Annotated in this window: 20 protein-coding genes; 7 read left to right on the top strand and 13 right to left on the bottom strand. The window is 73.8% G+C overall.

All coding sequences use genetic code 11. The features are described 5' to 3' along the window. Positions 1-33: 33 nt before the first annotated feature. On the bottom strand, positions 34-1,050 hold the full coding sequence (locus tag ACWDD9_RS13610) for a cytochrome c oxidase assembly protein (protein WP_082346077.1): 1,017 nt from the start codon (positions 1,048-1,050) through the stop codon (positions 34-36). Positions 1,051-1,295: 245 nt separating this feature from the next. Between ACWDD9_RS13610 and ACWDD9_RS13605 the strand changes: the two genes are divergently transcribed. Next, positions 1,296-2,255: an NAD-dependent epimerase/dehydratase family protein gene (locus tag ACWDD9_RS13605; RefSeq protein ID WP_449811691.1), complete on the top strand. Its 960-nt coding sequence runs from the start codon at positions 1,296-1,298 to the stop codon at positions 2,253-2,255. A gap of 49 nt (positions 2,256-2,304) precedes the next feature. On the opposite strand, the gene ACWDD9_RS13600 is transcribed toward ACWDD9_RS13605, so the two are convergent. Continuing rightward, complete coding sequence (locus ACWDD9_RS13600; RefSeq protein WP_449811690.1) at positions 2,305-3,138, bottom strand: SDR family NAD(P)-dependent oxidoreductase; 834 nt, start codon at positions 3,136-3,138, stop codon at positions 2,305-2,307. Between the two features lie 171 nt (positions 3,139-3,309). Between ACWDD9_RS13600 and ACWDD9_RS13595 the strand changes: the two genes are divergently transcribed. After that, positions 3,310-3,972, top strand: a complete 663-nt coding sequence (locus ACWDD9_RS13595) for a TetR/AcrR family transcriptional regulator (protein ID WP_449811689.1) — start codon at positions 3,310-3,312, stop codon at positions 3,970-3,972. Between the two features lie 60 nt (positions 3,973-4,032). Here ACWDD9_RS13595 and ACWDD9_RS13590 read toward each other — a convergent pair whose 3' ends face one another. From ACWDD9_RS13590 to ACWDD9_RS13560, 7 genes are all read right to left on the bottom strand, one after another. Next, positions 4,033-5,085 carry a CU044_5270 family protein gene (locus ACWDD9_RS13590; protein ID WP_449811688.1) on the bottom strand — a complete coding sequence of 351 codons (1,053 nt, stop codon included), beginning with the start codon at positions 5,083-5,085 and terminating at the stop codon, positions 4,033-4,035. Continuing rightward, complete coding sequence (locus ACWDD9_RS13585) at positions 5,082-5,717, bottom strand: RNA polymerase sigma factor (protein WP_074004544.1); 636 nt, start codon at positions 5,715-5,717, stop codon at positions 5,082-5,084. Before ACWDD9_RS13585 ends, ACWDD9_RS13590 begins: the two co-directional genes overlap by 4 nt. A gap of 59 nt (positions 5,718-5,776) precedes the next feature. After that, positions 5,777-6,772: a 2-hydroxyacid dehydrogenase gene (locus ACWDD9_RS13580; RefSeq protein ID WP_049656211.1), complete on the bottom strand. Its 996-nt coding sequence runs from the start codon at positions 6,770-6,772 to the stop codon at positions 5,777-5,779. 141 nt (positions 6,773-6,913) lie between these two features. Then, the gene (locus ACWDD9_RS13575) at positions 6,914-7,939 is read right to left on the bottom strand and encodes a 6-phosphofructokinase (RefSeq protein WP_074004545.1); all 1,026 of its coding nucleotides are present in this window, start codon (positions 7,937-7,939) and stop codon (positions 6,914-6,916) included. A gap of 351 nt (positions 7,940-8,290) precedes the next feature. Continuing rightward, positions 8,291-9,019 carry a type 1 glutamine amidotransferase gene (locus ACWDD9_RS13570; RefSeq protein ID WP_074004546.1) on the bottom strand — a complete coding sequence of 243 codons (729 nt, stop codon included), beginning with the start codon at positions 9,017-9,019 and terminating at the stop codon, positions 8,291-8,293. Positions 9,020-9,065: 46 nt separating this feature from the next. Continuing rightward, positions 9,066-10,328, bottom strand: coding sequence for a MurT ligase domain-containing protein (locus tag ACWDD9_RS13565; protein WP_049656207.1), 1,263 nt, complete (start codon positions 10,326-10,328; stop codon positions 9,066-9,068). Positions 10,329-10,611: 283 nt separating this feature from the next. Continuing rightward, the gene (locus tag ACWDD9_RS13560) at positions 10,612-11,310 is read right to left on the bottom strand and encodes a GNAT family N-acetyltransferase (RefSeq protein WP_375877750.1); all 699 of its coding nucleotides are present in this window, start codon (positions 11,308-11,310) and stop codon (positions 10,612-10,614) included. A 279-nt stretch (positions 11,311-11,589) separates the two neighbouring features. Between ACWDD9_RS13560 and ACWDD9_RS13555 the strand changes: the two genes are divergently transcribed. From ACWDD9_RS13555 to ACWDD9_RS13545, 3 genes are all read left to right on the top strand, one after another. Further along, positions 11,590-15,594: an amino acid adenylation domain-containing protein gene (locus ACWDD9_RS13555; RefSeq protein ID WP_449811687.1), complete on the top strand. Its 4,005-nt coding sequence runs from the start codon at positions 11,590-11,592 to the stop codon at positions 15,592-15,594. A 115-nt stretch (positions 15,595-15,709) separates the two neighbouring features. Next, on the top strand, positions 15,710-15,925 hold the full coding sequence (locus ACWDD9_RS13550; protein ID WP_049658393.1) for a hypothetical protein: 216 nt from the start codon (positions 15,710-15,712) through the stop codon (positions 15,923-15,925). A 217-nt stretch (positions 15,926-16,142) separates the two neighbouring features. Next, entirely contained in the window at positions 16,143-16,433 is a 291-nt protein-coding gene (locus ACWDD9_RS13545) for a muconolactone Delta-isomerase family protein (RefSeq protein WP_049658392.1), read from the top strand. Between the two features lie 9 nt (positions 16,434-16,442). Here the strand turns inward: ACWDD9_RS13545 and ACWDD9_RS13540 are convergent, their stop codons facing one another. The 4 genes from ACWDD9_RS13540 to asnB all read right to left on the bottom strand — a co-directional run bounded on the left by ACWDD9_RS13540 (position 16,443) and on the right by asnB (position 21,866). Beyond that, positions 16,443-16,895, bottom strand: coding sequence for a hypothetical protein (locus tag ACWDD9_RS13540; RefSeq protein WP_449811686.1), 453 nt, complete (start codon positions 16,893-16,895; stop codon positions 16,443-16,445). A gap of 126 nt (positions 16,896-17,021) precedes the next feature. Continuing rightward, positions 17,022-18,491, bottom strand: a complete 1,470-nt coding sequence (locus tag ACWDD9_RS13535; RefSeq protein WP_449811685.1) for a pyridoxal phosphate-dependent decarboxylase family protein — start codon at positions 18,489-18,491, stop codon at positions 17,022-17,024. A gap of 163 nt (positions 18,492-18,654) precedes the next feature. After that, positions 18,655-19,773: a hypothetical protein gene (locus ACWDD9_RS13530; RefSeq protein ID WP_074004551.1), complete on the bottom strand. Its 1,119-nt coding sequence runs from the start codon at positions 19,771-19,773 to the stop codon at positions 18,655-18,657. A 242-nt stretch (positions 19,774-20,015) separates the two neighbouring features. Further along, complete coding sequence (gene asnB, locus ACWDD9_RS13525; RefSeq protein WP_074004552.1) at positions 20,016-21,866, bottom strand: asparagine synthase (glutamine-hydrolyzing); 1,851 nt, start codon at positions 21,864-21,866, stop codon at positions 20,016-20,018. A 216-nt stretch (positions 21,867-22,082) separates the two neighbouring features. Here asnB and ACWDD9_RS13520 point away from each other — a divergent pair, with 216 nt between their 5' ends. Together ACWDD9_RS13520 and glmS are read left to right on the top strand one after the other, a co-directional pair. After that, a complete protein-coding gene (locus ACWDD9_RS13520; RefSeq protein ID WP_049651654.1) occupies positions 22,083-22,358 on the top strand; it encodes a hypothetical protein in 276 nt (91 codons plus the stop codon). A gap of 124 nt (positions 22,359-22,482) precedes the next feature. Beyond that, positions 22,483-24,309 carry a glutamine--fructose-6-phosphate transaminase (isomerizing) gene (gene glmS / locus ACWDD9_RS13515; RefSeq protein ID WP_049651653.1) on the top strand — a complete coding sequence of 609 codons (1,827 nt, stop codon included), beginning with the start codon at positions 22,483-22,485 and terminating at the stop codon, positions 24,307-24,309. The last annotated feature ends 89 nt before the right edge of the window (positions 24,310-24,398 follow it).

The following is a 24,398-nucleotide window of genomic DNA, read 5'->3' as shown; positions in this document are numbered from 1 at the left end:
AACGGTCGTTCCGCGGTGGGTGGTGGGGTGGCCTCAGCCGGCCTCGGCCGCCGGGGTGGCGCCCGCCACCGGGGCGGCCGGGGCGGCCGGAGCCGAGCCGGGGCGCCGGTCGCGCTTGTGCAGCGAGGCCAGGTAGGCGTTGTACGCCTCCAGCTCGGCGTCGCCGGTGCGCTCCTCGGAGCGGTCGCGGCGGCGGGCCTGCCGCTGTTCCGAGCCCATCCACTGGTAGACCAGCGCGATCAGCACGATCGCGGTCGGGATCTCGCCGAACGCCCAGGTGATGCCGCCGGCCAGCTTCTGGTCCTCCAGCAGGTTGGTCCCCGGTGGTGCGCCCTCCACGGTGAAGGTGGTGACCAGCGGGTGGCCCGCCATCATCACCGCCACGCCGAAGAAGGCGTGGAACGGCATCCCCATGAACAGCTCGATGATCCGCATCACGTGGCCCGGGCGGTGCGGGCCCGGGTCCACGCCCATGATCGGCCAGAAGAAGGCCAGACCGGTGAGCAGGAAGTGCACCATCATGAAGATGTGCCCGAGGCGGTACTGCATCAGGAAGTCGAACAGCGGGGTGAAGTAGACCCCGTACAGGCTCGCGATGAACATCGGGATGGTGAACGCCGCGTGCGAGACGATCCGCATGTACCGGCTGTGCAGCAGCGCCACCAGCAGCTCGCGCGGCCCGCGCGGACGGCCCTTGCCGGCCGGGCGCAGGGCGCGCAGCGCCAGCGTGATCGGGGCGCCCAGCAGCAGCAGGATCGGCGTCAGCATGGAGAGCACCATGTGCTGGATCATGTGCGCGCTGAACAGCACCATGCCGTAGTCGTTCAGCCCGGTGCAGGTGACCAGCAGCATGGTGGCGACACCCGCCGCCCAGCCGACCGCCCGGCCGATCGGCCAGCGGTCGCCGCGCCGGTACAGCCGCACCACGCCCGCCGCGTACAGCCCCAGGAGGACCAGTCCGCCGAGCAGGAACACCCAGTCGGGGGACCAGGTCCAGACGTTGGACAAGCTGAACGGGCCTAGTTGGGTCATCCCGCCGTGGTGGTGCATTCCTGACATTCCGTCGCCCATCGGCGGGTCCTGCTTTCCGTCCTCGTGGTCCAAAACGCGGGTCCGGTTCGCCCGTTTTGCTTGACATACAGCCTAGGTGGGCCTTACCCCGGGCCATCCCCCCACCCCCTCCGTACGGGTGTCTCCCCGCCGGAGCGCCTCCTGGCTAGACTGACCGGCCGGTCGGCGGGGAGGCTCGGGGCTCGGAGTCCGAGGGCTCGGGGATTCGGCAGGGAGGCTCGGAGATGGCGACGGAACACGGTCCCGCGGCGCCCACCATGGTCGCGCTGACCGGGGCGACCGGCTTCATCGGCTCCGGCGTGCTCGCGGCCCTCGCCGCGCGCGGCGTCCGGGTACGCGCCCTGGCCCGCACACCGCCCCAGGACGCCGTACCGGGCACCGCCTGGGTCCCGGGCGACCTGGCCGACCCGGCGGCGCTCACGGAGCTCTGTACGGGCGCCGGGGCACTGGTGCACCTCGCCTCCCGGGTCGACGGCGGAGCCGAGGAGTGCGAGGCGGTCAACGACCGGGGCACCGCCGCCCTGATGGCGGCCGCCACCCGCGCCGGGGTGCGGCGGATCGTCCACCTCTCCACGGCCGCGGTCTACGGCGAGGGCCCGCACCGGGGCATCGAGGTGGACGAGGTGCCGCCCGCCCCGGTGTCCGAGGCCAGCCGCACCCGGCTGCTCGGCGAGCGCCACGCGCTGGCGGCCGGCGGGTGCGTGCTGCGCCCCGGACTGGTGACCGGCACCGGCGACCGCTGGGTGGTGCCCGCGCTGGCCGAGCTGGTCCGCCGGGTGCCGGTCCGCTGGGAGGGCGGCCGCACCCGGCTCTCGATGGTCGACCGCGCCGACCTGGCCCGGCTGATCACCGCGCTCGCCCTGGACGGGCAGGCCGCCCCGACGGGCGTCCACCACGCCTCGCACCCCGACCCGGTCCGCGGCGGCGACCTGCTCACGGCCCTGGCCGCCCTCGGCCTGCTGCCCGCCCCGGACGGCCCGGACACCCCCTGGGAGGAGTGCCGCCGACTGCTGGCCGCCGCGCCCGGCCGGGTCTCCGAGCGGCAGTTCGGCCTGATCGCCCGCGACCACTGGTACCGCAGCGACCGGATCTGGCACCTCGCCGCCTGCCCGCCCGGCCCCGGCCCCCTGGCCCGCCTCCCCGAGGCCGCCCCCTGGTACCGCCAGGCGCTCGGCCGGCCCTGAGGGGCCGCCGGGAGGCGGGCGTCGCGGCCGGGGTCCTCCCGGTCCCGGTTCAGGAGGCCGCGTCGGCGAGCAGCGCGGTGGTCAGCTCGTGGAGGCGCCGCGCCGCCTCGGGGTCGAAGGCGGGGCCGGTGAGCTCCAGTGGCTCGCCCGTCATGGAGGCGGAGAGGATCTCGGCGGGCGGCGCGTCGAGCGCCGCCAGGACCGGCACGATCCCCTCCTCCACCGGCCTGGCGTTCCGCCGCGCGGCTTCGATCTGCTCGGCCATGACCGGGTCGTACTCGCCCGAGAAGCCGGTGCGGACGCTGCCCGGGTTCAGCAGCACGTACCGCACCGGCCCGGCCGGCCGCCGCTGGGCGAACCCGACGCCGAGCAGGTCGTTGAGGCGGCTGCCCTGCATCAGGGCGTCGATGCCGCTGTAGTCGCGCTCACGGCCCAGGTCGTTCCAGCGGATCTCGCCGAAGTCGATGCCCGGGCCGCAGACGTTGACCACGACGGGCGCCGGTGCGGCGGCCAGCAGGTCGGCCAGTTCGTGGCTGAGGACGAAGCGGCTCAGGTAGTACAGCGCGAAGGTGTGCTCGAAGCCCTCGGCCGTGACCAGGCGCGTGGATCGGAAGTGCTGGGCGCACAGGACCAGCGCGTCGATCCCGGCGAAGCGGCCTCGGATCTCATCGGCGGCCCTGCGGTTCTCGCTGACCAGGCTGAGGTCGGCGGCGATGAAGTGTGCGCGACCTCCGGCGCCGATGCGTTCGGCCTCCGCGAGCACCTCGGCGCCCTTCTCGGCGTTGCGGCCGAGGACGACGACCTCGTCGCCGCGCCCCAGGTACGTCAGGGCAACGGCCTTGCCGATGCCGTCCGTACCACCCGAGACAACAATCGTTTTCACGCTGGGACCTCCACGGAACGGTGAACACGGGAGAACTCGCGGCGGGGAACGCCGGTGCGGCGGGAACCGACCTGTGGGAAGGCGTGCGGATACGCGCGCCGCCAAGTCATCGATTGATGACTCAGTCGAAGCTAATCGCGCCGGGATAGCATGTCAACGGCTGATGACTTGATGCCGCAGCACCTGTCGACCCACCGGGAGAACGCCGTGACCGCACCGTCGAGCAGTCGGCCGCCACGTCACAAGCGCGACCGGGAGGCCACCCGTGCCGCCCTGCTGGCGGCCGCCCGGGTCCACTTCGGCCGCGAGGGCTACGCCGGGGCGAACGTCCGCGGCATCGCCCAGGATGTGGGCGTGGACGCCTCGTTGGTGTTCCGGTACTTCGGTTCGAAGCGGAAGCTGTTCGAGGAGGCGTCGGCCGAGGACGCGCAGGAGGCCGGGGCCGTGCTGGCCGGCCCGCCCGGCCAACTCCCTTACAGGCTGCTGGAGATGATCCTCCGCGAGGAACGGCCGGAGTCGGTGGGCGACCACCCGTTCATCGCCATGCTGCGGTCGGCCGGCGACGAGACGATCCGCGGTCAGCTGCACGACCAGGTGTGCGACACCTACATCGCGGGCCTGCGCGCCCTGGTCGACGGGCCGGACGCGGATCTGCGGGCTGAGCTGTTCAGCGCGTGGCTGCTGGGCATCAGCGTGGTGCGGACCGTGGTGCGCAGCGACGTGCTCGCCGCCGCGACCCTGCCCGAAGTGGCACCGTACTTCGACCAGGTGGCCGCCGCCCTGCTCGGCGGGGGCGGCTCCGCCGATGACCGACGAGGCGGGCCCGATCGTTGAGGGGCCGCCGGTGCCGGGGTCTTCCCGTTGCGGCGGCGGCCCCCATCGGGCGTGGGACCGTCAGGCCGTGGCCTGCCCGACGCCGGGGCGCTGGTTCTTCGCGTCGACGACGGCCCGGGTGACGATGGTCGTGCGCTCCACGACGGTGCCGGGCTTGATGCCGTACTCCTCCCGGACCTGCACGCCACGGCTGCCGAGGTACTGGTGGCTCTCCCGATCGAAGATCCACTCCGATCGCTCGCCGGTCTGGGGGTCGAGCCGCGCCAACGCGATCCCGTCGCGGCCGGAGACGTCCTGCGCGTGCTCGACCACCACCACGCCCGGGATCTTGCCGGCGGCCTCGTAGAGCGCGGCGGCGAGGGCGGAGGGGACGAGCTGCTCGCGGATGATGGAGCCGATCTCGTTGAACGCCTGCTGGTCGTGGTCCCGGTCGCCGCTCACCGTCGAGTAGACGGACTTCAGCAGCGCGTCGGGGTCGGCGGGCTGGGCCGCGAGCCACTGGTAGGTCAGCTGCTCGCGGGGCTCCTTGGTGTCCAGCGTGATGCCGCCCTTCGACTGGTAGCCCGGCTCGTCCAGCCAGCCCTTGGTGCCGTCGGGGGACTTCCACACCTCGCGGTCGTGCAGCGGCTGGACCCAGGTGGCGGACTCCCCGGTGTCCACGTTGTGACGGGTGGCCATGAAGGAGACCTGGCTCTTGACGTAGACGAACTGGCCCGATCCGGGCTGGGGCGTGGTGCGCGCCGTCGCGGCGGCGGCGATCGCGTGGACCGTCGAGGCGAGCTGGACGGTGCTCCCCTCCTCGATCTGCACGACGGGTGCCCTGACCAGCCGTGGGGAGCCGACGGTGTCGGCCGGGGTGTTCAGGGAGACGACCACGGCGAGGGCCGCGGCCGCGGCGACCGGCGCCGCGAAGAGGACGGTGCGGCGCAGCGGGCGCCGTACCGGGGCGGCCGCGGGGGCGGCCTGGTCGGGCCGGTGGATCTCGCTCATCAGGTGCTCCTCGAGCAGGTCCTGGCGGTCGGCCGCCAGGCGGGGATCGGCCGGCGCCGGCAGTAGACGCGCCAGTTCCGCGTGGTCGAGCGGTTCGGTGTGCCGCCGCGAGTTGCGGATCATCGGTGCGTCTCCTTGTGCGGCCGGGCCGCGGTGCTGCGGCTGCCCTGTACTTGTCCGGGGATCGGGAGCGGTTCCGTGTTCTGCTGCGCGGCGCGCAGTTCCTCGGCCGCGAGTCTGCGCAGTCGGGTGCGGGCGCGGGAGAGGCGCGAGCGTACGGTGCCGACGGGTATGCCGAGGGTGGCCGCCGCCTCCGCGTAGCCGAGCCCGGACCAGACGCAGAGCGCGAAGACCTCGCGTTCCGAGCGCCGCAGGCGCCCCAAGGCCTTGTGGGCGGCGGCGAGTTGCTCGGAGTCGGCGATGCGGCCGACGAGTTCGTCGGCGAAGTCGGGGACCGGGTCGGTCGCGGGCATGCGGGCCAGGGCCGCGCTGTGGCGGCGGGCGGCGCGCGTCGTGTTGCGCAGCACGTTGACGGCGATGCCCATGAGCCAGGGGCGTGGGCTGTCGCCCTCGTCGCGGAGTTTCCCGCGCAGGCGCCAGGCCTCGAGGAAGGTCAGCGAGACCACGTCCTCGGCGAGTGCCCAGTTCCCGGTCACGCGCACGGCGTGGCGGTACACCAGGGAGGCGTGGTCCCGGAAGAGGTCGCGGAACGCTTCGGGGTTCCCGGCCCGGAGCCGGGAGTGTGGATGGTTCACGTCATGCCTTGTCCGGGCGGGAGGGCCGGTTCCCGTGACCCGGGTCACCATCCGCGGTGTCAGTTCCTGGGGACCAGGGTGTTCTCGTTGCGGCGGCCGGCGGCGTGGTCGTCGATGTTGCGGGCGGTGGCGTCGATGATCTGGCCGACGGCGGTGCGGGTGAAGTAGGCCTGGTGGCTGGTGACGAGGACCTGGGGGAAGGTGACGAGGCGGGCGAGGGTGTCGTCGGTGATGCCCTCGATGGAGCGGTCGGTGAAGAAGACGCCGGTCTCCTCCTCGTAGACGTCGAGGCCGACGCCGGAGAGGCGGCCGGCGCGCAGGGTCTCGACCAGGGCGGCGCTGTCGACGAGGCCGCCGCGGCTGGAGTTGATGAGGATGGCGTCGTCCTTCATGCGGGCGAGGGCGGCGCCGTCGATGAGGTGGTGGGTGGCCGGGAGGAGGGGGACGTGGAGGCTCACCAGGTCGGCGCGGGAGAGGAGTTCGGGCAGTTCGGTGTAGTGCATGCCGAGGTCGAGGCAGGCGGGGTTCCGCGCGATGTCCCAGCCGAGGAGTTCGGTGCCGAAGCCGGCGGCGATGCGGGCGAAGCACTCGCCGATCTTGCCGGTGCCGATGACGCCGACGGTCATGCCGTGGATGTCGCGGCCGAGGAGCCCGTCGAGGCGGAAGTCGAACTCGCGGGAGCGGCTCGCGGCGCGGGTGAGGCGGCGGTTGACGGCCAGCGCGAGGGTCCAGGCGTGTTCGGCCACGGAGTACGGGCTGTAGTGGGAGACCCGGGCGACGGTGAGGCCGAGTTCGGCGGCCGCGTCGAGGTCGATGTTGTTGAAGCCGGTGGAGCGCTGGGCGATCAGCTCGGTGCCGCCGGCGGCGAGGACGGCGAGGGTCTCGGCGTCCAGGACGGCGTTGACGCTGCTGCTGACGGCCGGGTAGCCGGCGGCCAGCGGGGCGGTGTCGCGGTTGAGGAACACGTCGAGGCAGCGCAGCCCGTGGCGGCCGGCGAAGGCCTGCTCCAGCAGCGGCCGCTCGTCGGCCTGCACTCCGTAGGCGAGGATCTCCATGCCGGACACGCTAGCGGCGGGGGCCGCCGGACGCCCGCCGGGTGCGGCAAGCGCCCCTGGGACGTACGGAGGCCTGGGACGTACGGAGGCCCCCGGGCCGCGCGGGGCGGGCCGGGGGCCTCCGGGGAGGGCGGGGGGCGGTCAGAGGACCGTCTCGGCCTCCAGGTAGCGGTCCTGCGGTACGGTCTTCAGCTCGGCGACCGCCTCGGCCAGCGGCACCAGGTTGATGTTGGTGCCCTGCAGCGCGGTGATGTGCCCGAAGGCGCCCTTGTGGACGGCCTCGACGGCGTGCCAGCCGAAGCGGGTGGCGAGCACCCGGTCGTAGGCGGTCGGGGTGCCGCCGCGCTGGGTGTGGCCGAGGATCACCGGGCGGGCCTCCTTGCCGAGGCGGTGCTCCAGTTCGCGGGAGAGCTGGGTGGCGATGCCGGTGAACCGCTCGTGGCCGTAGATGTCCTTGGTGCCCTCCTCCCAGTGCATGGTGCCGGGCTCGGGCTTGGCGCCCTCGGCGCAGACCACGATGGCGAACTTCTTCTGGCGGTCGAAGCGCTCGCGGACGACCTCGGTGAGCTTGTCGATGTGGAACGGGCGCTCCGGGACGACGATGGCGTGCGCGCCGGCGGCCATGCCCGCGTTCAGCGCGATCCAGCCGGTGTGCCGGCCCATGACCTCGACGACCATGACGCGCTGGTGGGACTCGGCGGTGGTCTTCAGCCGGTCCAGCGCCTCGGTGGCGACCGAGACGGCGGTGTCGAAGCCGAAGGTCACGTCGGTGGCGGCGATGTCGTTGTCGATGGTCTTGGGCACGCCGACGATCGGCAGGCCCGCGTCGCTCATCAGCTTGGCGGCCTTCAGGGTGCCCTCGCCGCCGATCGGGATGACCGCGTCCAGGCCGAGGTCGGCGCAGTACTTCTTGGCCCGTTCGACGCCGTCCCGCAGGTGGCTCGGCTGGACCCGGGAGGAACCGAGGATGGTGCCGCCCTGGGCCAGGATGCCGCTCACCGAGTCCAGGGTCAGGGGGCGGTGGTGGCCCTCAAGGAAACCGCGCCACCCGTCCTCGAACCCGATGATCTCGTCGCCGTGGTCGACCACCCCCCGGTGGACCACGGAGCGGATCACCGCGTTCAGGCCGGGGCAGTCACCGCCGCTGGTCAGCACTCCGATACGCATTAGCTTTGCAACTCCCGAGCAGAACCGAGGAACGGCCGGACTACAGGCTGGGACGACGAGCCGTCACCGTAACGGGGCGCTCCCTCGCCGTGGTGGCGGGGAGGTGGCCGCGGGGTGAAGGACCGGCCGATCCGGACAGAACGCCCGAAAACGGCCGCGAAGTCGAGCATACGGCCCCTGGTCCGGCCGGGCAGGAGCCGACGCGGGAGCGGCGCCGTCGGCGCCCCCGCGCGGAATTGCAGCCTGCTGCCGAGGAGGGTGTGCAGTAGGCAGCCCCATTGTGGTACGTCCGGGGCCGCCCGCGGACCGGGTGACCGCATGGCGGGCACCCGGCCGGGGCGTACGGATGTACTACTGGGGACGCGTCGCGGCCGCGATGCGCTCGGCGCGCAGCGCGTCGTACCAGGTGGTGTCGGCCGGCGGCAGCGCGGCGACGTCCAGCGCCAGCTTGAGCAGCATGTCGGCCACGGCGGGGTTGCGGGCCAGCACCGGGCCGTGCAGGTAGGTGCCGAACACGGTGTCCCGCCAGGCGCCCTCGGTGCCGTCACCGGTGCCGTTGCCCCGGCCGACGCTGACGGTGGCGAAGGGCTGCACGCCCTGGCCGAGATGGGTGACGCCCTGGTGGTTCTCGAAGCCGGTCAGCTGCGGCAGGCCGAGCCGGGGGTCGACGTCGGCGAGCACGTCGCCGACGCAGCGGGCGCCCTCGCCGCGGGTGGTCCAGACGTCGAGCAGGCCCAGGCCCGGCTCGCGCTCGCCGAGGTCGTTGATGAACTCGTGGCCCATGATCTGGAAACCGGCGCAGACACCGAAGATGATCGCGCCGTTCTCGGCGGCCCGCACCAGGCCGCTGTCGGCGCGCAGCCGCTCGGCGGCCAGGCGCTGCGGGCGGTCCTCGCCGCCGCCGATCAGGTAGATGTCGCCGCTGGTGGGGATCGCCTGGTCGGAGCGGACGTCGATCCGGGTCACGTTGAGGTGGCGCTGGCGGGCCCGGCGCTCCACGACCAGGGCGTTGCCCCGGTCGCCGTAGGTGCTGAGCAGGTCCGGGTAGACCCAGACCACGCGCAGGCTGCTCTCACTCATCCTCGAAGGCCTTCCGTCACGTAAAGACTGGTGTGCGGGCGCGGCATCAGCCGGCCACGACCTTCCGCAGCTGCTGGAAGGCGGTGTAGTTGGCGATGGCCTCGATCCGGCCGGGCGGGGCCATCCGGACGGCCTGCTCCAGCGTGTCGACCACGTGGAACTGGAGTCCGGCGACCTCCAGGCGGACGGCCAGGTCCAGCTTGCGCTGGCCCATCACGAAGACCGGGTGCCCGGCGAGGCGCTCGTAGTCGACGTCCCACAGCCAGGAGGTGTCGGTGCCGTCGGCGTCGAGGGCGTTGACGGAGAGGATCACCGGGGCGGGCGGGCCGTCGATCAGCGAGAAGGTCTCCAGCCAGCCGGCCGGGTTCTTGGCCAGCAGCAGGCGGATGTCCCGGCCCTGGTACTGGACCACGTCGTAGCGGCCGGCCACGGCGGCCACCGAGCGCATCCGCTCCAGGGCGACCTGCGGGGCGACGCCGAACACGGCGGCGACGGCGGCCGAGCTGGTGGCGTTGGCCAGGTTGGCCCGGCCCGGCAGCTGGAGCTGGATCGGCCAGGCGCCGCGCTGCGGGTCGATCACGTGGGTGCCCTGGAGCGCCCAGTGCGGGTTGGGCCGGCGGAAGCCGCAGTCCTGGCAGAACCAGTCGTCGCCGGGGCGCTGCATCACACCGCCGCAGGCGGGGCAGGACCAGGCGTCCTCCTTCCAGGCCTGTCCGGCGGCCACCCAGACCACCTTCTTGCAGGAGGAGGCGGCCCAGGTCACCAGCGGGTCGTCGGCGTTGGCGATGACCACGGCCTCGGTGTTCTGGAGGCCCTCGCGCCACTTCTCGGCCATCATCCGGGTCTCGGCGGCGCGGTCGAGCTGGTCGCGGGAGAGGTTGAGCAGGGCGATCGCCTTGGGGCGGGTGTCGCGGGCGACCATCGCCAGGTACTTCTCGTCGACCTCGATCACGCCGAAGCGGGCGTCGTTGCCGCCGGCCAGGGCGGAGGTGATGCCGGCGGGCATGTTGGCGCCCAGGGCGTTGGAGACCACCGGACCGGCGGCGCGCAGCGCCTCGGCGATCAGGCGGGTGGTGGTGGTCTTGCCGTTGGTCGCGCTGACCAGGACGACGTCGAGGTTCTCGGCGAGGGTGGCGAGCAGGTCGGGGTCGAGCTTGAGGGCGACCTTGCCGCCGATCACCGAGCCGCTCCCGCGCCCGGCCTTGCGCGACACGGCGGCGGCGACCCGGCCGGCGGTGACCGCGATCTTGGCGCGGGCCGGCAGCGAGGCGTCGCGTGCGCCTGTGGGCTCCGATTCGGTGCCTGCCATGCTCAGTGGTTCCTCCTTGCTGCGGCACCACCCGTGGCCGAATAACGGGCCGTCGGGCGGCGGGGACGGGGGTCAGCCTACCGACTCCGTCGCCCGACCGGACGATCCGGACCCCGTGCCGCCTGCTGCGACGCGCTCGCGGGTGCTGCTGACGGCCTGTCGGGGAGAGCGGTGTACGGAGCAGCCCCAAGGGTTCGGCTCCGAACCCCTACTGCTTTGACGACGCTCGACGACCACCGTCGGGTTCCCGACCTGCCCGGGTAAGGATCTGGTGAAGAAATGATCAGCGTCCCGGATGGTGGGCGCAGCCGGCCGGATCCCCGGCGGCCAGCGTGGCGGTGATCACCAGGGTGCCGTCCTCGGCCCGGAAGTCCAGCGGCGCGTCCAGCCGTCGCATCGCGGCGATCAGCCCGGTGTTGCCGCCCTGGGTCACCGCGTACACCGTGCGGACGCCGGCCGCCCGGGCCGTCGCCGACAGCCGCCGCAGCAGCGCCGCGCCCAGCCCGTGCCGCTGCCAGTCGTCCTCGACCAGGACGGCCAGCTCGGCCTCGCCGTCGTCCCACATCAGGTGCCCGAGCGCGAGGATCCGCCCGTCCGGGGCGGCCACCGCGTAGCTGCGGCCGTGCCGCGGGTCCAGCAGGTGGTCCAGGTAGCGGCCGGCGTCGCGGACCGGGCCGTGGTAGCGCAGCCGCAGCGCGGCGGGGGAGCAGCGCCCGTGCATCGCCAGCGCCGCCGCCCGGTCGGCCGGCCCGGCCGGGCGCAGCAGCAGCCCGGTCCCATCCGGCAGGGACAGCCGGGACGGGGCCTCCGGCGCCGGACCGGCGGCGCGGACGGCGGGCGGGTGCGGCCGCACGGTCCGGTACGGGCCGCCGGTGAGCGCGGGCGGCCGGGTGGCCTGGCCCTCGGGCGCCGCGCACCTGCGGTCGGACCTGCGGAAGGGCCGGTGCCAGAGCCGTTCGGGGCGAGTGCGTGATGCCTTCATGCCGCCGACGCTACCGACGGTGCGCTTCCGTTCGGTTACGTGATCGTGAACGGGCGAATGCCCGGGTGCGCGGCCGGGCGGGGTGGGACAGGGCGGGCCCCCGCCCGGGACGGCGGCACGGGTGGCCGGGACGGCATCGGCGCAGGTCGCGACCGGTGCCTCAGGCGGCTGGGACAGCGGGCGGCCGACGGTGGACGGCGTTCCCCGGTGCTCCTGGTGAGCAGGAGGCCACGCCCCGTACGGCCACACCCGTACGTCCACGCACCGAAGGCCGTTTCCATGCGCGACACCCCGTCCGTCCCCACCACCGACACCACCGCCACCACCGAGACCGCCACCACCGAGACCGCCGCCACCACCGGCATCCCCGCCGTCCCGCACGCCCGCCGGGCTCCGGTCGGCACCGCGCTCACCGGGCTGCTCGACCGGCAGGCGCAGACCCGGCCCGGCGCGCCGGCCGTCCTCGGCGAGGGCGGCGGCCTCACCTTCCAGGAGCTGGCCGGGACCGCCCGCGGGCTGGCCGCGCGGCTGCGCCGCCTGGGCGCCGTCCCGGACGGCTGCGTCGGCCTGTACGTCGAGCCGTCCGTCGAGCTGGTCGCCGGGGCCTGGGGCGTGCTGTACGCCGGGGCCGGCTACCTGCCGCTGTCGCCGGAGTACCCCGAGGACCGGATCCGCTACATGGTCGAGGACAGCGGCACCCGGATCGTGCTGACCCAGGCGCACCTGCGCGAGCGGCTGGCCGCGCTGGCCCCGGCCGGGACCGCGGTCGTCACCTTCGAGGCCTTCGAGGACGCCGCTCCGCCGCCGGAAGCGGCGGAGGAGGCACAGGAGGAAGCGCCCGAGGCGGCCGCCGAGCCGGAGTCGCTGGCCTATGTGATCTACACCTCGGGCAGCACCGGCCGCCCCAAGGGCGTGATGATCGAGCACCGCTCGGTGGTCTCCCAGCTGCGCTGGATGCACTCCGCCGGGCACCTCGCCCCCGGGACCACCGTGCTGCAGAAGACCCCGATGAGCTTCGACGCCGCGCAGTGGGAGATCCTCGCCCCGGCCGTCGGCGCCCGGGTGGCGGCCGGCACGCCCGGCCTCTACCGGGACCCGGAGGCGCTGGTCGCCGCCGTCCGGCGGCACGGGGTGACCGCGCTCCAGTGCGTGCCCACCCTGCTCCGGGCGCTGCTGGACACCGAGGGCTTCGCCGACTGCACCGGCCTGACCCGGGTGTTCTCCGGCGGCGAGGCGCTCTCCCGGCGGCTCGCCCGCGACCTGGGCCGCGCCCTCCCGCAGGCCGCGCTGGTCAACCTGTACGGCCCGACCGAGTGCACCATCAACGCCACCTGGCACCTGGTCGACCCGGCCGATCCGGCCGACGGCGCCGGCTCGGTGCCGATCGGCCGACCGGTGGCCGACACCCAGTGCCACGTCCTCGACGAGGAGCTGCGGCCGGTCGCCGCCGACGGCGTCGGCGAGCTGTACATCGGTGGCGTCCAGCTGGCCCGCGGCTACCTGAACCGGCCGGAGCTGACCGCGGAGCGGTTCGTCCGCTCCCCGTTCGCCCCCGGCGAGCGGCTGTACCGCACCGGCGACCTGGTGCGGTGGAACCCGGACGGCACCCTCCAGTTCGCCGGCCGGGTGGACAACCAGGTCAAGCTGCGCGGGTACCGGGTCGAGCTGGACGAGATCGCCCGCGCGATCGAGGAGCACACCTGGGTGCGCCGCTCGGCCGCGGTCGTCACCGGGGACGACCGCACCGGGCACCCGAACCTGGTCGCCTGCGTCGAGCTCAACCCGCGCGAGGCCGCCCTGATGGACCAGGGCAGCCACGGCGGCCACCACCAGTCCAAGGCCAGCAAGCTCCAGGTCAAGGCCCAGCTGTCCGACCCGGGCCTGCGCGACCGGGCCCGGCTGGCGGGCCGCGAGCGGATCGGGCTGCCCGGCCGGAAGGAGACCGACGCCCAGCGCCGGGAGGCCTTCGCTCGCAAGAGCTACCGCTTCTACGACGGCGGCGCGGTCACCCGGGACGACCTCACCGCGCTGCTCGCCCCGCGCCCGGCCGGCACCTTCGGCCGCGACCTGGAACTGCTGAGCCTGCCCGAACTCGGCCGCGTCCTGCGGTGGTTCGGCCAGTTCCACAGCGAGGAGCGGCTGCTGCCCAAGTACGCCTACGCCTCGCCCGGCGCGCTGTACGCGACCCAGCTGTACCTGGAGACCGGCGGCCTGGACGGGCTCGCGGCCGGGCTGTACTACTACCACCCGGTCGAGCACGTCCTGGTCCGGATCGGCCCCGCTGGTGCGCGGCCGGGCCCGGATGGCGGGGCCTACCTGACGCTGCACTTCTCCGGGAAGCACGGCGCCATCGAGCCGGTCTACAAGAACAACATCCGGGAGGTGCTGGAGTTCGAGACCGGCCACATGCTGGGCGTCCTGGCGGAGGTGCTGCCCGAGTACGGGCTGGACGTGCGCCCGATCGGCCTCGACCCGGCGGCCAAGGGCCGGCTGGACGTCGCCGGGGAGGACCACTACCTGGGCGCCTTCGCGGTCGTCCGGGCCGGCGGCCCGGCGCGGGACGAGGGCACCGAGCTGTACGTCCAGGCCCACGAGGGCCGGGTGGACGGCCTGCCGGGCGGCCTCTACCGGTACGCCGACGGCGAGTTGACGCACGTCTCGGAGGAGGTGGTGGAGTCCCGGCACGTGATCGCGATAAACCAGGCCGTCTACGCCCGGGCCTCGTTCGGCATCACGGCCGTCGCCCGCGCCGAGGAGGAGTGGCTGCGGTACATCGTGCTCGGCGCCGAGCTGCACCGCCTCCAGCGCAACGGCCTGGGGCTGGGCTTCATGTCCTCCGGCTACAGCTCCAAGTCCGGCCACCCGCTGCCCGCTTCGCGCCGCATCGACGAGATCCTGGCCGGCCGCGGCATCACCCCGGGACCGTCCTACTTCTTCCTCGGCGGCAAGGTGAGCGAGGAGCAGATCCGCAGCGAGGGCATGCACGAGGACACCGTCCACATGAAGGGACCGGCCGAGCTGATCAAGGACCAACTGGCCACCCTGCTGCCCGACTACATGCTGCCCAACCGGGTGCTGGTGATGGACGCCCTGCCGCTCACCGCCAACGGCAAGGTGGACCTCAAGGCGCTGGCCGCCTCCGAGGCCGTCCGCACGGCCGGCGTGCGCGGCGCGTACGTCGCACCCGCCACCGGGTACGAGCGGCGGCTGGCCGAGGCCTGGGGGCGGGCGCTGGGGTACCAGGAGGTGTCGGTGACGGACGAGTTCTTCGCCGTCGGCGGGAACTCGCTGATCGCCGTCGCCCTGGTCCACCGGATCAACCGCGAGTTCGGCGTCGCGCTGCCGCTCCAGGTGCTGTTCGAGTGCCCCCGGCTGGGCGACCTGGCCGCGCGCGTCGAACGGGCCTGCGGCGAGGGCGGCGAGCGCGCGGGCGGGGACACCGGCGGGAGCGCGGCCTCCCGGCTGGTGCCGCTGCACCCGGGGGCGGCCGACCGGGCCGTGTTCTGCTGGCCCGGACTGGGCGGCTACCCGATGAACCTGCGGCCGCTCGGCCGGGAGGCGAGTGCGGGCCGGGCCTTCTACGGCGTCCAGGCGCACGGCGTCAACCCGGGCGAGACGCCGTACCCGACCATCCGGGAGATGGCCGCCGCCGACGTCGCCGAGCTGCGCCGGGTGCAGCCGCGGGGGCCGTACACGCTGTGGGGCTTCTCCTTCGGCGCCCGGGTCGCCTTCGAGGCGGCCTGGCAGCTGGAGCGGGCCGGGCAGCGGGTGGAGCGGCTGCTGCTGATCTGCCCCGGCAACCCGAAGGTGCGCCGGGACGACGCCCGGTCGTGGGGCCGTGAGGCCTCGTACGCCAACCCGGCGTACCTGACCATCCTGTTCGGGGTGTTCGCCGGCCGGATCAGCGGCCCCGACCTGGAGCGCTGCCTGGCCGAGACGGTGGACGAGGCGACCTTCGTCGCCTCCGTGCACCGGATGCTGCCGGAGCTGGACGAGGAGCTGATCCGGCGGATCACCGGGATCGTCGGCGAGACCTACGAGTTCGAGTACAGCTTCCGCGAGCTCGCCGAGCGGCGGCTGGAGGCGCCGGTGACCGTCTTCAAGGCCGCGGGTGACGACTACTCGTTCATCGAGGGCAGCACCGGCTACTCGGCCGCCCCGCCCACCGTGGTCGACCTGGCGGGCGACCACTACGGGGTGCTGCGGGAGCACGGGGTGGCCGAGCTGGCCGCCGCGATCCGGGAGGTGGAACGGACGGGCCCCGGGGAGCCCCCGGGCCGCTGATCGGATGATGTGGACACGCTCACGGATGGCTCAGGATCCGTGAGCGGGGGAGCCCCTTCGGATAGGGATGGCTCGGCTTTTCCGCCGATCCCGTCTCCTCCGAAGGGGCTTTCCGATGTCCGTGAAGAACTCCGCACTGGCCACCGCCTGTTGCGCCCTGCTGCTCGCCCTGCCGCTCGCCCTCGCCCAGTCGGCCGCCGCCGACAGCAACGGCCCCAAGACGCCCGAGGAGGCCGCCACCTGCCACCAGGTGCTCGGCGCCCTGCTCGGCGGCTTCGGGCCGATGCTCGGCGAGGCCGTGTGCGTCGTGCAGCCGGCCGACAAGGGCTGACGCCTCCCGGGAATCCGCCGCCGGCGGTGGCCGCCCTCCTCGGGCCGCCGCCGGCGGAGCCGGATCCCGGGCCCGCGCCGGGTGCGGGGCCGCCGGAGGCCGGCTCCGGATTCGCCCGGCCGGCCCACCGGGCGCGGTCCGGTCGTGGCGGCGGTCGGGTGCCGGGCCGACGATGAGGGGGCGGGGGCGGGGCGGGGGGCGAGAAGGGAGCAGGACCGTGCAGGAGTTCCTGGTCGAGATCACCACCAGCGTCCCCGAGGGCACCGCCGAGGAGGAGGTCGACCGGCGGCGCGCCGCCGAGGCCGTCCGCGCCCGCGAGCTCGCCGCCACCGGCCACCTGGCCAGGCTGTGGCGCCCGGTCGGCGAACGGCGCAGCATCGGCGTCTGGCGGGCGGCCGACGAGGCCCGGCTGCGCGCGGAGGTGCTCGGCAGCCTCCCGCTGCGGCCGTGGATGACCGTCGTGGTGACCCCGCTCGAACCGCACCCCAACGACCCGGGCCCGGCCTGAGGCGGCGGCTCAGGCGATGCGGGTCGGCGCGTCCTGGAGGGTGTGGCCGGTGGCGGTCAGCAGCGTCGTCAGGACGGCCGGGGTCACCGGGTGCTCGGTGCGGAGGTAGAGCTCGTCGGCGGCGGGGTGGGGGTGGACGGCGAGCAGCGTGATCCGGTGGTCGGCGAGCGTCGTGCCGGTGTGGGCGAGGGCCGTGGTGCGCACCCGCCAGAGCGCGACCGGGGGCGGGGCATGCGGTGACCACCAGCTGTGGAGCAGGGCGGTGGCGAGCAGGGCGAGCGCGGAGGCGGCCACGACGACCGGGCCGTCCGGGCCGTGGACGACGATCTTGGCGATGAGGTCGGCCGCCGTGACGGAGAGGAAGACGGCGGCGAGTTCGACGGTGTCACGGCGCCAGCGGTGGGTGCGGCGGGCACCGGGGCCGGCGGGGGCACGGAGGGGAGAGGGCTTCGAATGCTCCATGCCACCACCGTGCCCGACCGGTGTTTCCCGGTCGGGCATCCGTCGTGACCGGCCGGTTACGGTCCGCGCCGGGGTGTTACGGGAGGAACGCGCGGGGCCGAGTCGGGAGGCCGGGCCGCCGGTGGTCTAGCCGAGCAGGTCGCGGGCCGCGGCCTTGACCTCGGCGAGCAGGAGGTGGAGGTCGGCCTCCGTCGTGGCGGCGTTGAGGAGGCAGGCGCGGAGCAGCTCGGCGCCGTCCAGGCGGGCGCCGGTGACGAAGACCCGGCCGCGCCGTTGGACGGCGGCGGGGAGGTCGCGGTTGAGGGCGTCGCGGGCGGCCCCGTCCCGGCCGGGGGCGCGGTGGCGGAACGCCACGATCGAGGTCTGCACCTCGGCGAGCAGCTCCAACTCCTCGTCCGCTTCGACGAGTTCGCCGAGCCGGCGGGCCAGTGCGGTGCACCGGGCGATGTCCCGGGCGAGCCCGGCCCGGCCCTTGTGGGCGATGGTGGCCCAGACCTTGAGGGCCCGGAAGGGGCGGGTCTGCTCGGTGCCGTACTCGGAGAACCAGCCGAGCGCGCCGGCCGACTCGTCGCGCAGGTAGGACGGGACGAGGCTGAAGGTGCCGCGCAGTTCCTCGGTGTCGCGGACCAGCGCGCAGCCGCAGTCGACCGGGACGCCGAGCCACTTGTGCGGGTCGAGGGCGAGCGAGTCGGCGCGCTCCAGCCCGGCGTAGCGGTGGGCGATGGCCGGGTCGAGCCGGCCGAAGGCGCCGTACGCGCCGTCCACGTGCATCCAGAGGCCCTGCGCCTCGCAGAGGTCGGCGATCGGGCCGAACCCGTCCACCGCGCCGGCGCCGACGGTGCCGGCCGAGGCGACCACCAGGAAGGGCAGCAGGCCGGCCGCGCGGTCGCGCTCGACGGCCGCTCGCAGGTCGGCGGTGTCCAGCCGGCCGTCGGGACCGGTGGCCACGGTGCGCAGCTGCCGGCTGCCGAGGCCGAGCAGCTCGGCGGCCTTGCGGACGCAGGAGTGGGTCTCGCCGGTGACGTAGCCGACCAGCGGCGGCAGGCCCGCCAGGCCCTCCTCGCGGACGTCCCGGCCGGCCCGCCGGGCGGCGCGGTTGCGGGCGGCGGCGAGGCAGACGATGGTCGCCATCGAGGTGCCGGAGGTGAGCAGGCCGCCGCCGGCCGGGTGCGGGAAGCCGACCAGTTCGGCTATCCAGCGGACCACGGCGCGCTCCAGGTGGACGTCGGCGTGGTCGCCGCCGGCCGAGCTGGGGTTCATCGCGGAGGCGGCGAGGGTGGCGAGCACCCCGGCGGGGGCGGGGGCGGAGTTGACCCAGCCGAAGAAGCGCGGGTTGCCGTTGCCCATCGGGTACGGCAGGACGTCCCGTCCGATGGCGCCGATCAGCTCGTCGAGCGGGCGGCCCTCGGTGGGCAGCGGGGCGTCGAGCAGGGCCCGGCGGGCGGTCTCGTCCATGGGCTGCCAGACCGGGCGTCCGGGCAGGTCGGCGCGGTAGTCGGAGACGAGGTCGGCGGTGGCGTGGGCGGCACGGCGGAAATCGGCGTCGGTGACGTCGGTGCCGGTGACGTCGGTGCCGGGGGAGTCCTCGGTGGTCATGGCGTGCTCCAGGGAGGCCGGGGGACGGGCTGGGCGAGGCGCGGCGTCCTTGGCGCACCCGGGTCAGGCGATGATCGGGTGATCCTACGCAAGCAGGCCCGCACCGTGCGGTGCGAGCCTGCTTGCTGAGACCCGGGGGCGTCGGTCCGGGGGACCGGGGGCATCAGTCCAGCGAGCTGGACAGGCCGCTCGCCGAGCGGCAGTAGCCCTGCATCTCCTTGTTGGTGATCTTGGCGCAGAGCCGTCCGGCCGCGCCCCCGTCGGTGTAGTTGACCGTGTAGTAGCTGACCAGGCCCTCGGCGCAGGCCTTGCGCTGCCAGCCGTCGGCGGCGGTCGCGCACTGCTCGGACGCCCAGTCCTCGCGGTCCAGGTTGTACTTCATGGTGCGCGAGCCGACGCCGCGGCTGCAGTCCACCGCCCCGCCGCTGGCCTTGCCGTTGAGGCACCACTTGAGGGCCTCGGCGTAGACCTCGGGGTGGTTCGGGTAGTCGTGCGAGGAGAGGAAGAAGGTCGGGGCGTAGAAGAAGCAGGCGGACTGGAACAGCGACGGCTGGTCCTTGCACGGGTAGAGCGGGTCCTGGGCGAGCTTGTCGGCGGGCAGGTTGGCCTTGGCCTGCTCGTCCTCCTCGTCCGGGCCGAAGAGCTGCATGAACAGGCCCTCGGAGCAGCGGATCCGGTTCTGGTCGGAGGGGAACTTGTTGCACAGGTCGCGCGCCTTGGCGACGTCCTGCTTGGCGACGAACATGGTGCCGTGGCCGACGCCGTGGATGCAGGGCCCGGTGTTCTTGGGCGCGCAGAGCTTGAGCAGGTCCGTCTCGGGCTGGGTGGAGGCGTTGAGCATCTCCTCGACCGCGCCGTGCAGGTAGCCGGCCGCGCAGGTCTCGTGCGGGAAGGAGATGACCTTCTGGAAGTCGGCGTTGAAGCGCTTGACCGCCGCGTGGCCGAGCTCGTGCGCGATCGGGTGGCAGAAGCGCACGGTGTACGGCTTCTCCTTGGTGATCTTGTCGAGGTCGGCCAGGGCGACACCGGGGTCGGTGGCGTCCATCTCGGCCATCACCTTGTTGCGCAGCGTGGAGCGGGTCCACACGGCGGGGTCGCCGGTCGGGGTGGCGCTCGCGGGGCCGGCCGCGGCCGGCCGGGCGCCGGCGGCGGGGGCCCCGGGGGCGACGGCGGTCAGGGACGCGGTGGCCGCCGCGGGCGACCAGTCGGTGACGGCCACCGACCCCAGGCCCAGGACGCCCAGGAGCAGGGCGGTGAGAATCGCGAAGACTCGCGGCTGCATGACGGGATCCCCCGGCGGATCGAGGTGAACGTTTCGCTCCCATCCTGACGGCACGTGAGCGGTAAGCCGCGATTTCGCCCGCCATTCGGGAGGTGTCGGCGACGCTATCGCACCGTGGGACCTCCGGGCCCGGCGGGATGGTTCCGCACAATCACCCGGACGGAGTACGGGGGCGCGGGCGTCGCCGGGTGCGCCGTTCGGGTGGCGGCACCCGCGCCCCACACGCGTTCAGGCCCCGGCGGTCAGAGCTCCAGCGTCACCCGGTACTCCGTCAGCCAGGCGTCGAAGTCCAGCGCGAGGTCGACGGCCAGCCGGACGGACTGCGGGTCGGTGTCCGGGGCGAGCGCGTCGGCGAGGCGCCGCCGGTCGAGCAGGTCCAGGGCCGGGGAGGTGCGCTCGACGGCCAGCCGGGCCAGTTCGGCGCGCAGCTTCGCCGGGTAGTGCGGGTCGGTGGTGACCGGGTACGGGCTCTTCGCCCGCTCGGCGACCGCGGCCGGCAGCACGTCCCGGACGGCGGCGCGCAGCAGGCTCTTCTCCCGCCCGTCGAAGGACTTCATCGCCCATGGGGCGTTGAAGACGTACTGGACCAGCCGGTGGTCGCAGAACGGCACCCGCACCTCCAGGCCGTTGGCCATGCTCATCCGGTCCTTGCGGTCGAGCAGGATGCAGACGAAGCGGGTCAGGTTGAGGTACGAGATCTCGCGCATCCGCCGTTCGAGCGGATCCGCCTCCGGCAGGTGCGGGACCTCGGCGACCGCCTCGCGGTAGCGGGCCCTGCGGTAGCCGTCCAGGTCGAGCTTGCGGAGCAGTTCGGCGTCCAGGAGGTGCTCGCGCGGGGTGGCTCCGCCGCCGGCGATGCCGGTGAGGCCGAGTGCCCAGGGGAAGTCGTCGACGGCGATGGTGGCCGGGTCGTGGAACCAGCGGTAGCCGCCGAAGAGCTCGTCCGCGGACTCGCCGGACAGCGCGACGGTGGAGTGGCGGCGCACGCCCCGGAAGAGCAGCAGCAGCGAGGTGTCCATGTCGCCGACGCCGTTGGGCAGGTCACGGGCGCGCAGCACGACGGAGCGCCGGGCCGGGTCCGTCAGGTCGGCCGCGTCCAGCTCGACGACGCTGTGGTTGGCGCCGACGTGGTCGGCGAGCAGCCGGGCGAACGGGCCGTCCTGGGTCTGCCGGACGTCGTTGGCGTTGAAGGTCTCGCTCTGCCCGGCGAAGCCGACCGAGAAGGAGCGCACCGGGCCGGCCCCGGCCGCGCCCAGGGTCCGGGCGGCCAGGGCGGTGACGGCGCTGGAGTCCAGGCCGCCGGAGAGCAGCGAGCAGAGCGGGACGTCCGCCTCCAGCTGGCGGTGCACGATGTCGTCCAGCAGGGCCCGGACGGTGGCGACCGTGGCCTCCAGGCTGTCGCGGTGCTCGCGCGCCTCCAGCGCCCAGTAGCGGCGGACCGAGAGGCCCTCGCGGCGCACCCGTACGACGTGCCCGGGCCGGACCTCGTGGATGTCCCGGTACGGGGTGAGCCCCGGGGTGCGGGCGTAGCCGAGCAGTTCGCGCAGCCCGTCCAGGTCCACCACCGGGCGGACGGCGGGGTGGGCGAACAGGGCCTTGACCTCGGAGCCGAAGACCACGCCGTCCGGGGTGCGGTGGTAGTACAGGGGTTTGACGCCCATCCGGTCGCGGACCAGCAGCAGCTCCTCGCGCCGGATGTCCCAGACCGCGAAGGCGAACATGCCGTTGAGCCGCTCGGCCAGGTGCTCGCCCCACTCCAGGTAGGCGCGCAGCACGACCTCGGTGTCGCTGCGGGTGCGGAAGCGGTGCCCGGCCGCCTCCAGTTCCGCGCGCAGTTCGCGGTGGTTGTAGACCTCGCCGCTGTAGGTGAGCACGGCCAGCGTCCGGCCGTCGTGCTCGACCGTCATCGGTTGGACGCCGCCCGCGATGTCGATCACCGCGAGCCGGCGGTGGCCGAGCACGGCGTGCGGCTCCAGGTGGACGCCGCCGGCGTCCGGGCCGCGGCGGGCCTGGGTGGCCGTCATCGCGTCGATGACCCCCCGTTCGGCGGTGAGGTCGCGCTCGAACGCGACCCATCCGGTGATCCCGCACATCAGCAAGCCTCCGGTCTTCCGCTTCGTGTTCAGGGGGTCACGCTACGTGCGGAGTTGGCGCCGCTTCAAGGGGCTTTCGGGAACGGGGGCGAACGGGTGGCCGTTCGACGGTCGAATGTGAAGGATTCGTGGATGTGGTCTGAAAGTCGTAATGTCTGCCCGATTTCGGGCAGAAACTTTGGCTTCGGCGGCCGGCCCGACCTAGGCTCCACACTCGTGCCGAGCTCACCCCACCCCCACGAAGACCTCCTCGCCCACCTCACCCGGACCAGCCCGCTCGGGCCCCGGGAGGCGGCGCGGGTCGTGGCGGAGGTGCTGGCGTACTTCTCCGAGAGCACCGAGGAGTACGTGCGCCGCCGCCACACCGAGCTCCAGGCACGCGGTCTGACCAACGAGCGGATCTTCGCCCGGCTCACCGAGGAGCTGCCGCAGCGCCGGGTCTCGGCGCCGGAGCTCTCGGCCCGCCAGCTGCGGCGGATCGTCTACGGCTGAGGCGGCCGAGGCGGCCGAGCGCCCGTCGCCCTCACCGCGCTCGCTGCCCACCGCCCTCGCTGCCCTCAGCGGGCTGACCGCCCTCGTTCCCGACCTTCCGAAGACTTCGAAGAGGAGACCACGCATGTGCGGAATCGTGGCCTACATCGGCCCCAAGGACGCGACCCCCTTCCTGCTGGAGGGGCTGGCGCGGCTGGAGTACCGCGGCTACGACTCGGCCGGTGTCGCCGTCACCGGGCGCAGCGGCGGGATCAAGCTCCGCAAGGTGAAGGGCCGGGTCGCCGACCTGGCCGCGGCCGTGCCGGCCCGGTTCAAGGGCACCACCGGCATCGGCCACACCCGCTGGGCCACCCACGGCGTCCCCAGTGACGCCAACGCGCACCCGCACCTGGACAACGCCGAGCGGATCGCCGTCGTCCACAACGGCATCATCGAGAACGCCGACGAGCTGCGCGCCAAGCTCGCCGCCGACGGCGCGGTGTTCCGCTCCGAGACCGACACCGAGGTGCTCGCCCACCTGATCGCCGCGAACGTGGCCGAGGGCGTCGAGCTGGAGGACGCGGTGCGGGCCGCGCTCGGCCGGGTGGTCGGCACCTACGGCATCGCGGTGCTCGACGCCGAGCGGCCGGACCGGATCGTCGTCGCCCGCAACGGCAGCCCGATCGTGCTGGGCATCGGCGAGAAGGAGATGTTCGCCGCCTCGGACGTCTCCGCGCTGGTCCGCTACACCCGCCAGGTCGTCCACCTGGAGGACGGCGAGCTGGCCACCGTCCGGGCCGACGGCTTCCGGACCTTCACCGAGGACGCCCGCACCACGCACCGCCAGCCGTCCACCGTGGACTGGGAGGTCGACTCCTACGACACCGGCGGCTTCGAGCACTTCCTGCTCAAGGAGATCCACGAGCAGCCCGGCTCGGTCGAGCGCACCCTGAGCGGCCGGCTCGACGAGCGCTTCGCCACCGCGCACCTCGGCGGCCTCAACCTGGACGCCCGGGAGCTGCGCGAGATCCGCCGGGTGAAGATCCTCGGCTGCGGATCGGCCTACTACGCGGGCGAGATGGGCGCGCAGCTGATCGAGGAGCTGGCCCGGATCCCCGCGCACAGCGAGCCGGCCTCCGAGTTCCGCTACCGGAACCCGGTGATCGAGGCGGACACCCTGTACGTCGCGGTCAGCCAGTCCGGCGAGACCTACGACACGCTGGCCGCCGTCCAGGAGGTCAAGCGCAAGGGCGGCCGGGTGCTCGGCGTCGTCAACACGGTGGGCAGTGCTATCGCCCGAGAGTGTGACGGCGGTATCTACCTGCACGCCGGTCCGGAGGTCTCGGTCGCCTCCACCAAGGCGTTCACCTCCACCGTGGTCGCCTTCGCGCTGCTCGCCCTGCACTTCGGGCGCATCCACGACCTGTCGCCCGCCGACGGGCGCCGGATCGTTTCCGCGCTCAAGGCGCTGCCCGACCAGATCCGCGAGGTGCTGGAGCAGAGCGAGGCCATCGCCGGACTCGCCGCCGAGTACGCCGACTCCGCGGGCATGATGTTCATCGGCCGGGTGCGCGGCTACCCGGTGGCCCGCGAGGGCGCGCAGAAGCTCAAGGAGATCTCCTACGTGCACGCCGAGGCCTACCCGGCGAGCGAGCTCAAGCACGGCCCGCTGGCGCTGATCAGCCCCGAACTGCCCACCGTGGCACTGGTTCCGGACGACGAGCTGCTGGACAAGAACCTCACCACGCTGGGCGAGATCAAGGCCCGCTCCGGGCGGGTCATCGCCGTCGGCCACCGGCGGCCGGAGGAGAAGCTCGCGGACCACTGCATCCTGGTGCCCAAGAGCGAGCCCGAGCTGGACCCGCTGCTGCTCAACATCCCGCTCCAGCTGCTCGCCTACCACGCCGCCGTCGCCCTGGGGCGGGACGTGGACAAGCCGCGCAACCTCGCGAAGAGCGTGACGGTGGAGTAGTCCCCCGGAGCCTCGGGGGAGGGCGTCCTCGGAGAGGAGGGCGCTCGTCACGGACCCGCGGGTCCCGGTCGCTGTGCGGACGGCCGGGG

Source organism: Kitasatospora sp. NPDC001119 (assembly GCF_053598475.1).
Note: the sequence above shows the minus strand (reverse complement) of the source record. Positions and strands in the feature narration are given on the sequence as shown.

What these genes read in the sequence shown, in the direction of transcription:
- ACWDD9_RS13565 (WP_049656207.1), bottom strand. Translation starts at nt 10,328, where the DNA reads ATGGCAGGCACCGAATCGGAGCCCACAGGCGCACGCGACGCCTCGCTG.
- ACWDD9_RS13555 (WP_449811687.1), top strand. Translation starts at nt 11,590, where the DNA reads ATGCGCGACACCCCGTCCGTCCCCACCACCGACACCACCGCCACCACC.
- ACWDD9_RS13550 (WP_049658393.1), top strand. Translation starts at nt 15,710, where the DNA reads ATGTCCGTGAAGAACTCCGCACTGGCCACCGCCTGTTGCGCCCTGCTG.
- glmS (WP_049651653.1), top strand. Translation starts at nt 22,483, where the DNA reads ATGTGCGGAATCGTGGCCTACATCGGCCCCAAGGACGCGACCCCCTTC.
- ACWDD9_RS13540 (WP_449811686.1), bottom strand. Translation starts at nt 16,895, where the DNA reads ATGGAGCATTCGAAGCCCTCTCCCCTCCGTGCCCCCGCCGGCCCCGGT.
- asnB (WP_074004552.1), bottom strand. Translation starts at nt 21,866, where the DNA reads ATGTGCGGGATCACCGGATGGGTCGCGTTCGAGCGCGACCTCACCGCC.
- ACWDD9_RS13560 (WP_375877750.1), bottom strand. Translation starts at nt 11,310, where the DNA reads ATGAAGGCATCACGCACTCGCCCCGAACGGCTCTGGCACCGGCCCTTC.
- ACWDD9_RS13535 (WP_449811685.1), bottom strand. Translation starts at nt 18,491, where the DNA reads ATGACCACCGAGGACTCCCCCGGCACCGACGTCACCGGCACCGACGTC.
- ACWDD9_RS13610 (WP_082346077.1), bottom strand. Translation starts at nt 1,050, where the DNA reads ATGCACCACCACGGCGGGATGACCCAACTAGGCCCGTTCAGCTTGTCC.
- ACWDD9_RS13570 (WP_074004546.1), bottom strand. Translation starts at nt 9,019, where the DNA reads ATGAGTGAGAGCAGCCTGCGCGTGGTCTGGGTCTACCCGGACCTGCTC.
- ACWDD9_RS13575 (WP_074004545.1), bottom strand. Translation starts at nt 7,939, where the DNA reads ATGCGTATCGGAGTGCTGACCAGCGGCGGTGACTGCCCCGGCCTGAAC.
- ACWDD9_RS13580 (WP_049656211.1), bottom strand. Translation starts at nt 6,772, where the DNA reads ATGGAGATCCTCGCCTACGGAGTGCAGGCCGACGAGCGGCCGCTGCTG.
- ACWDD9_RS13590 (WP_449811688.1), bottom strand. Translation starts at nt 5,085, where the DNA reads ATGATCCGCAACTCGCGGCGGCACACCGAACCGCTCGACCACGCGGAA.
- ACWDD9_RS13605 (WP_449811691.1), top strand. Translation starts at nt 1,296, where the DNA reads ATGGCGACGGAACACGGTCCCGCGGCGCCCACCATGGTCGCGCTGACC.
- ACWDD9_RS13530 (WP_074004551.1), bottom strand. Translation starts at nt 19,773, where the DNA reads ATGCAGCCGCGAGTCTTCGCGATTCTCACCGCCCTGCTCCTGGGCGTC.
- ACWDD9_RS13595 (WP_449811689.1), top strand. Translation starts at nt 3,310, where the DNA reads ATGCCGCAGCACCTGTCGACCCACCGGGAGAACGCCGTGACCGCACCG.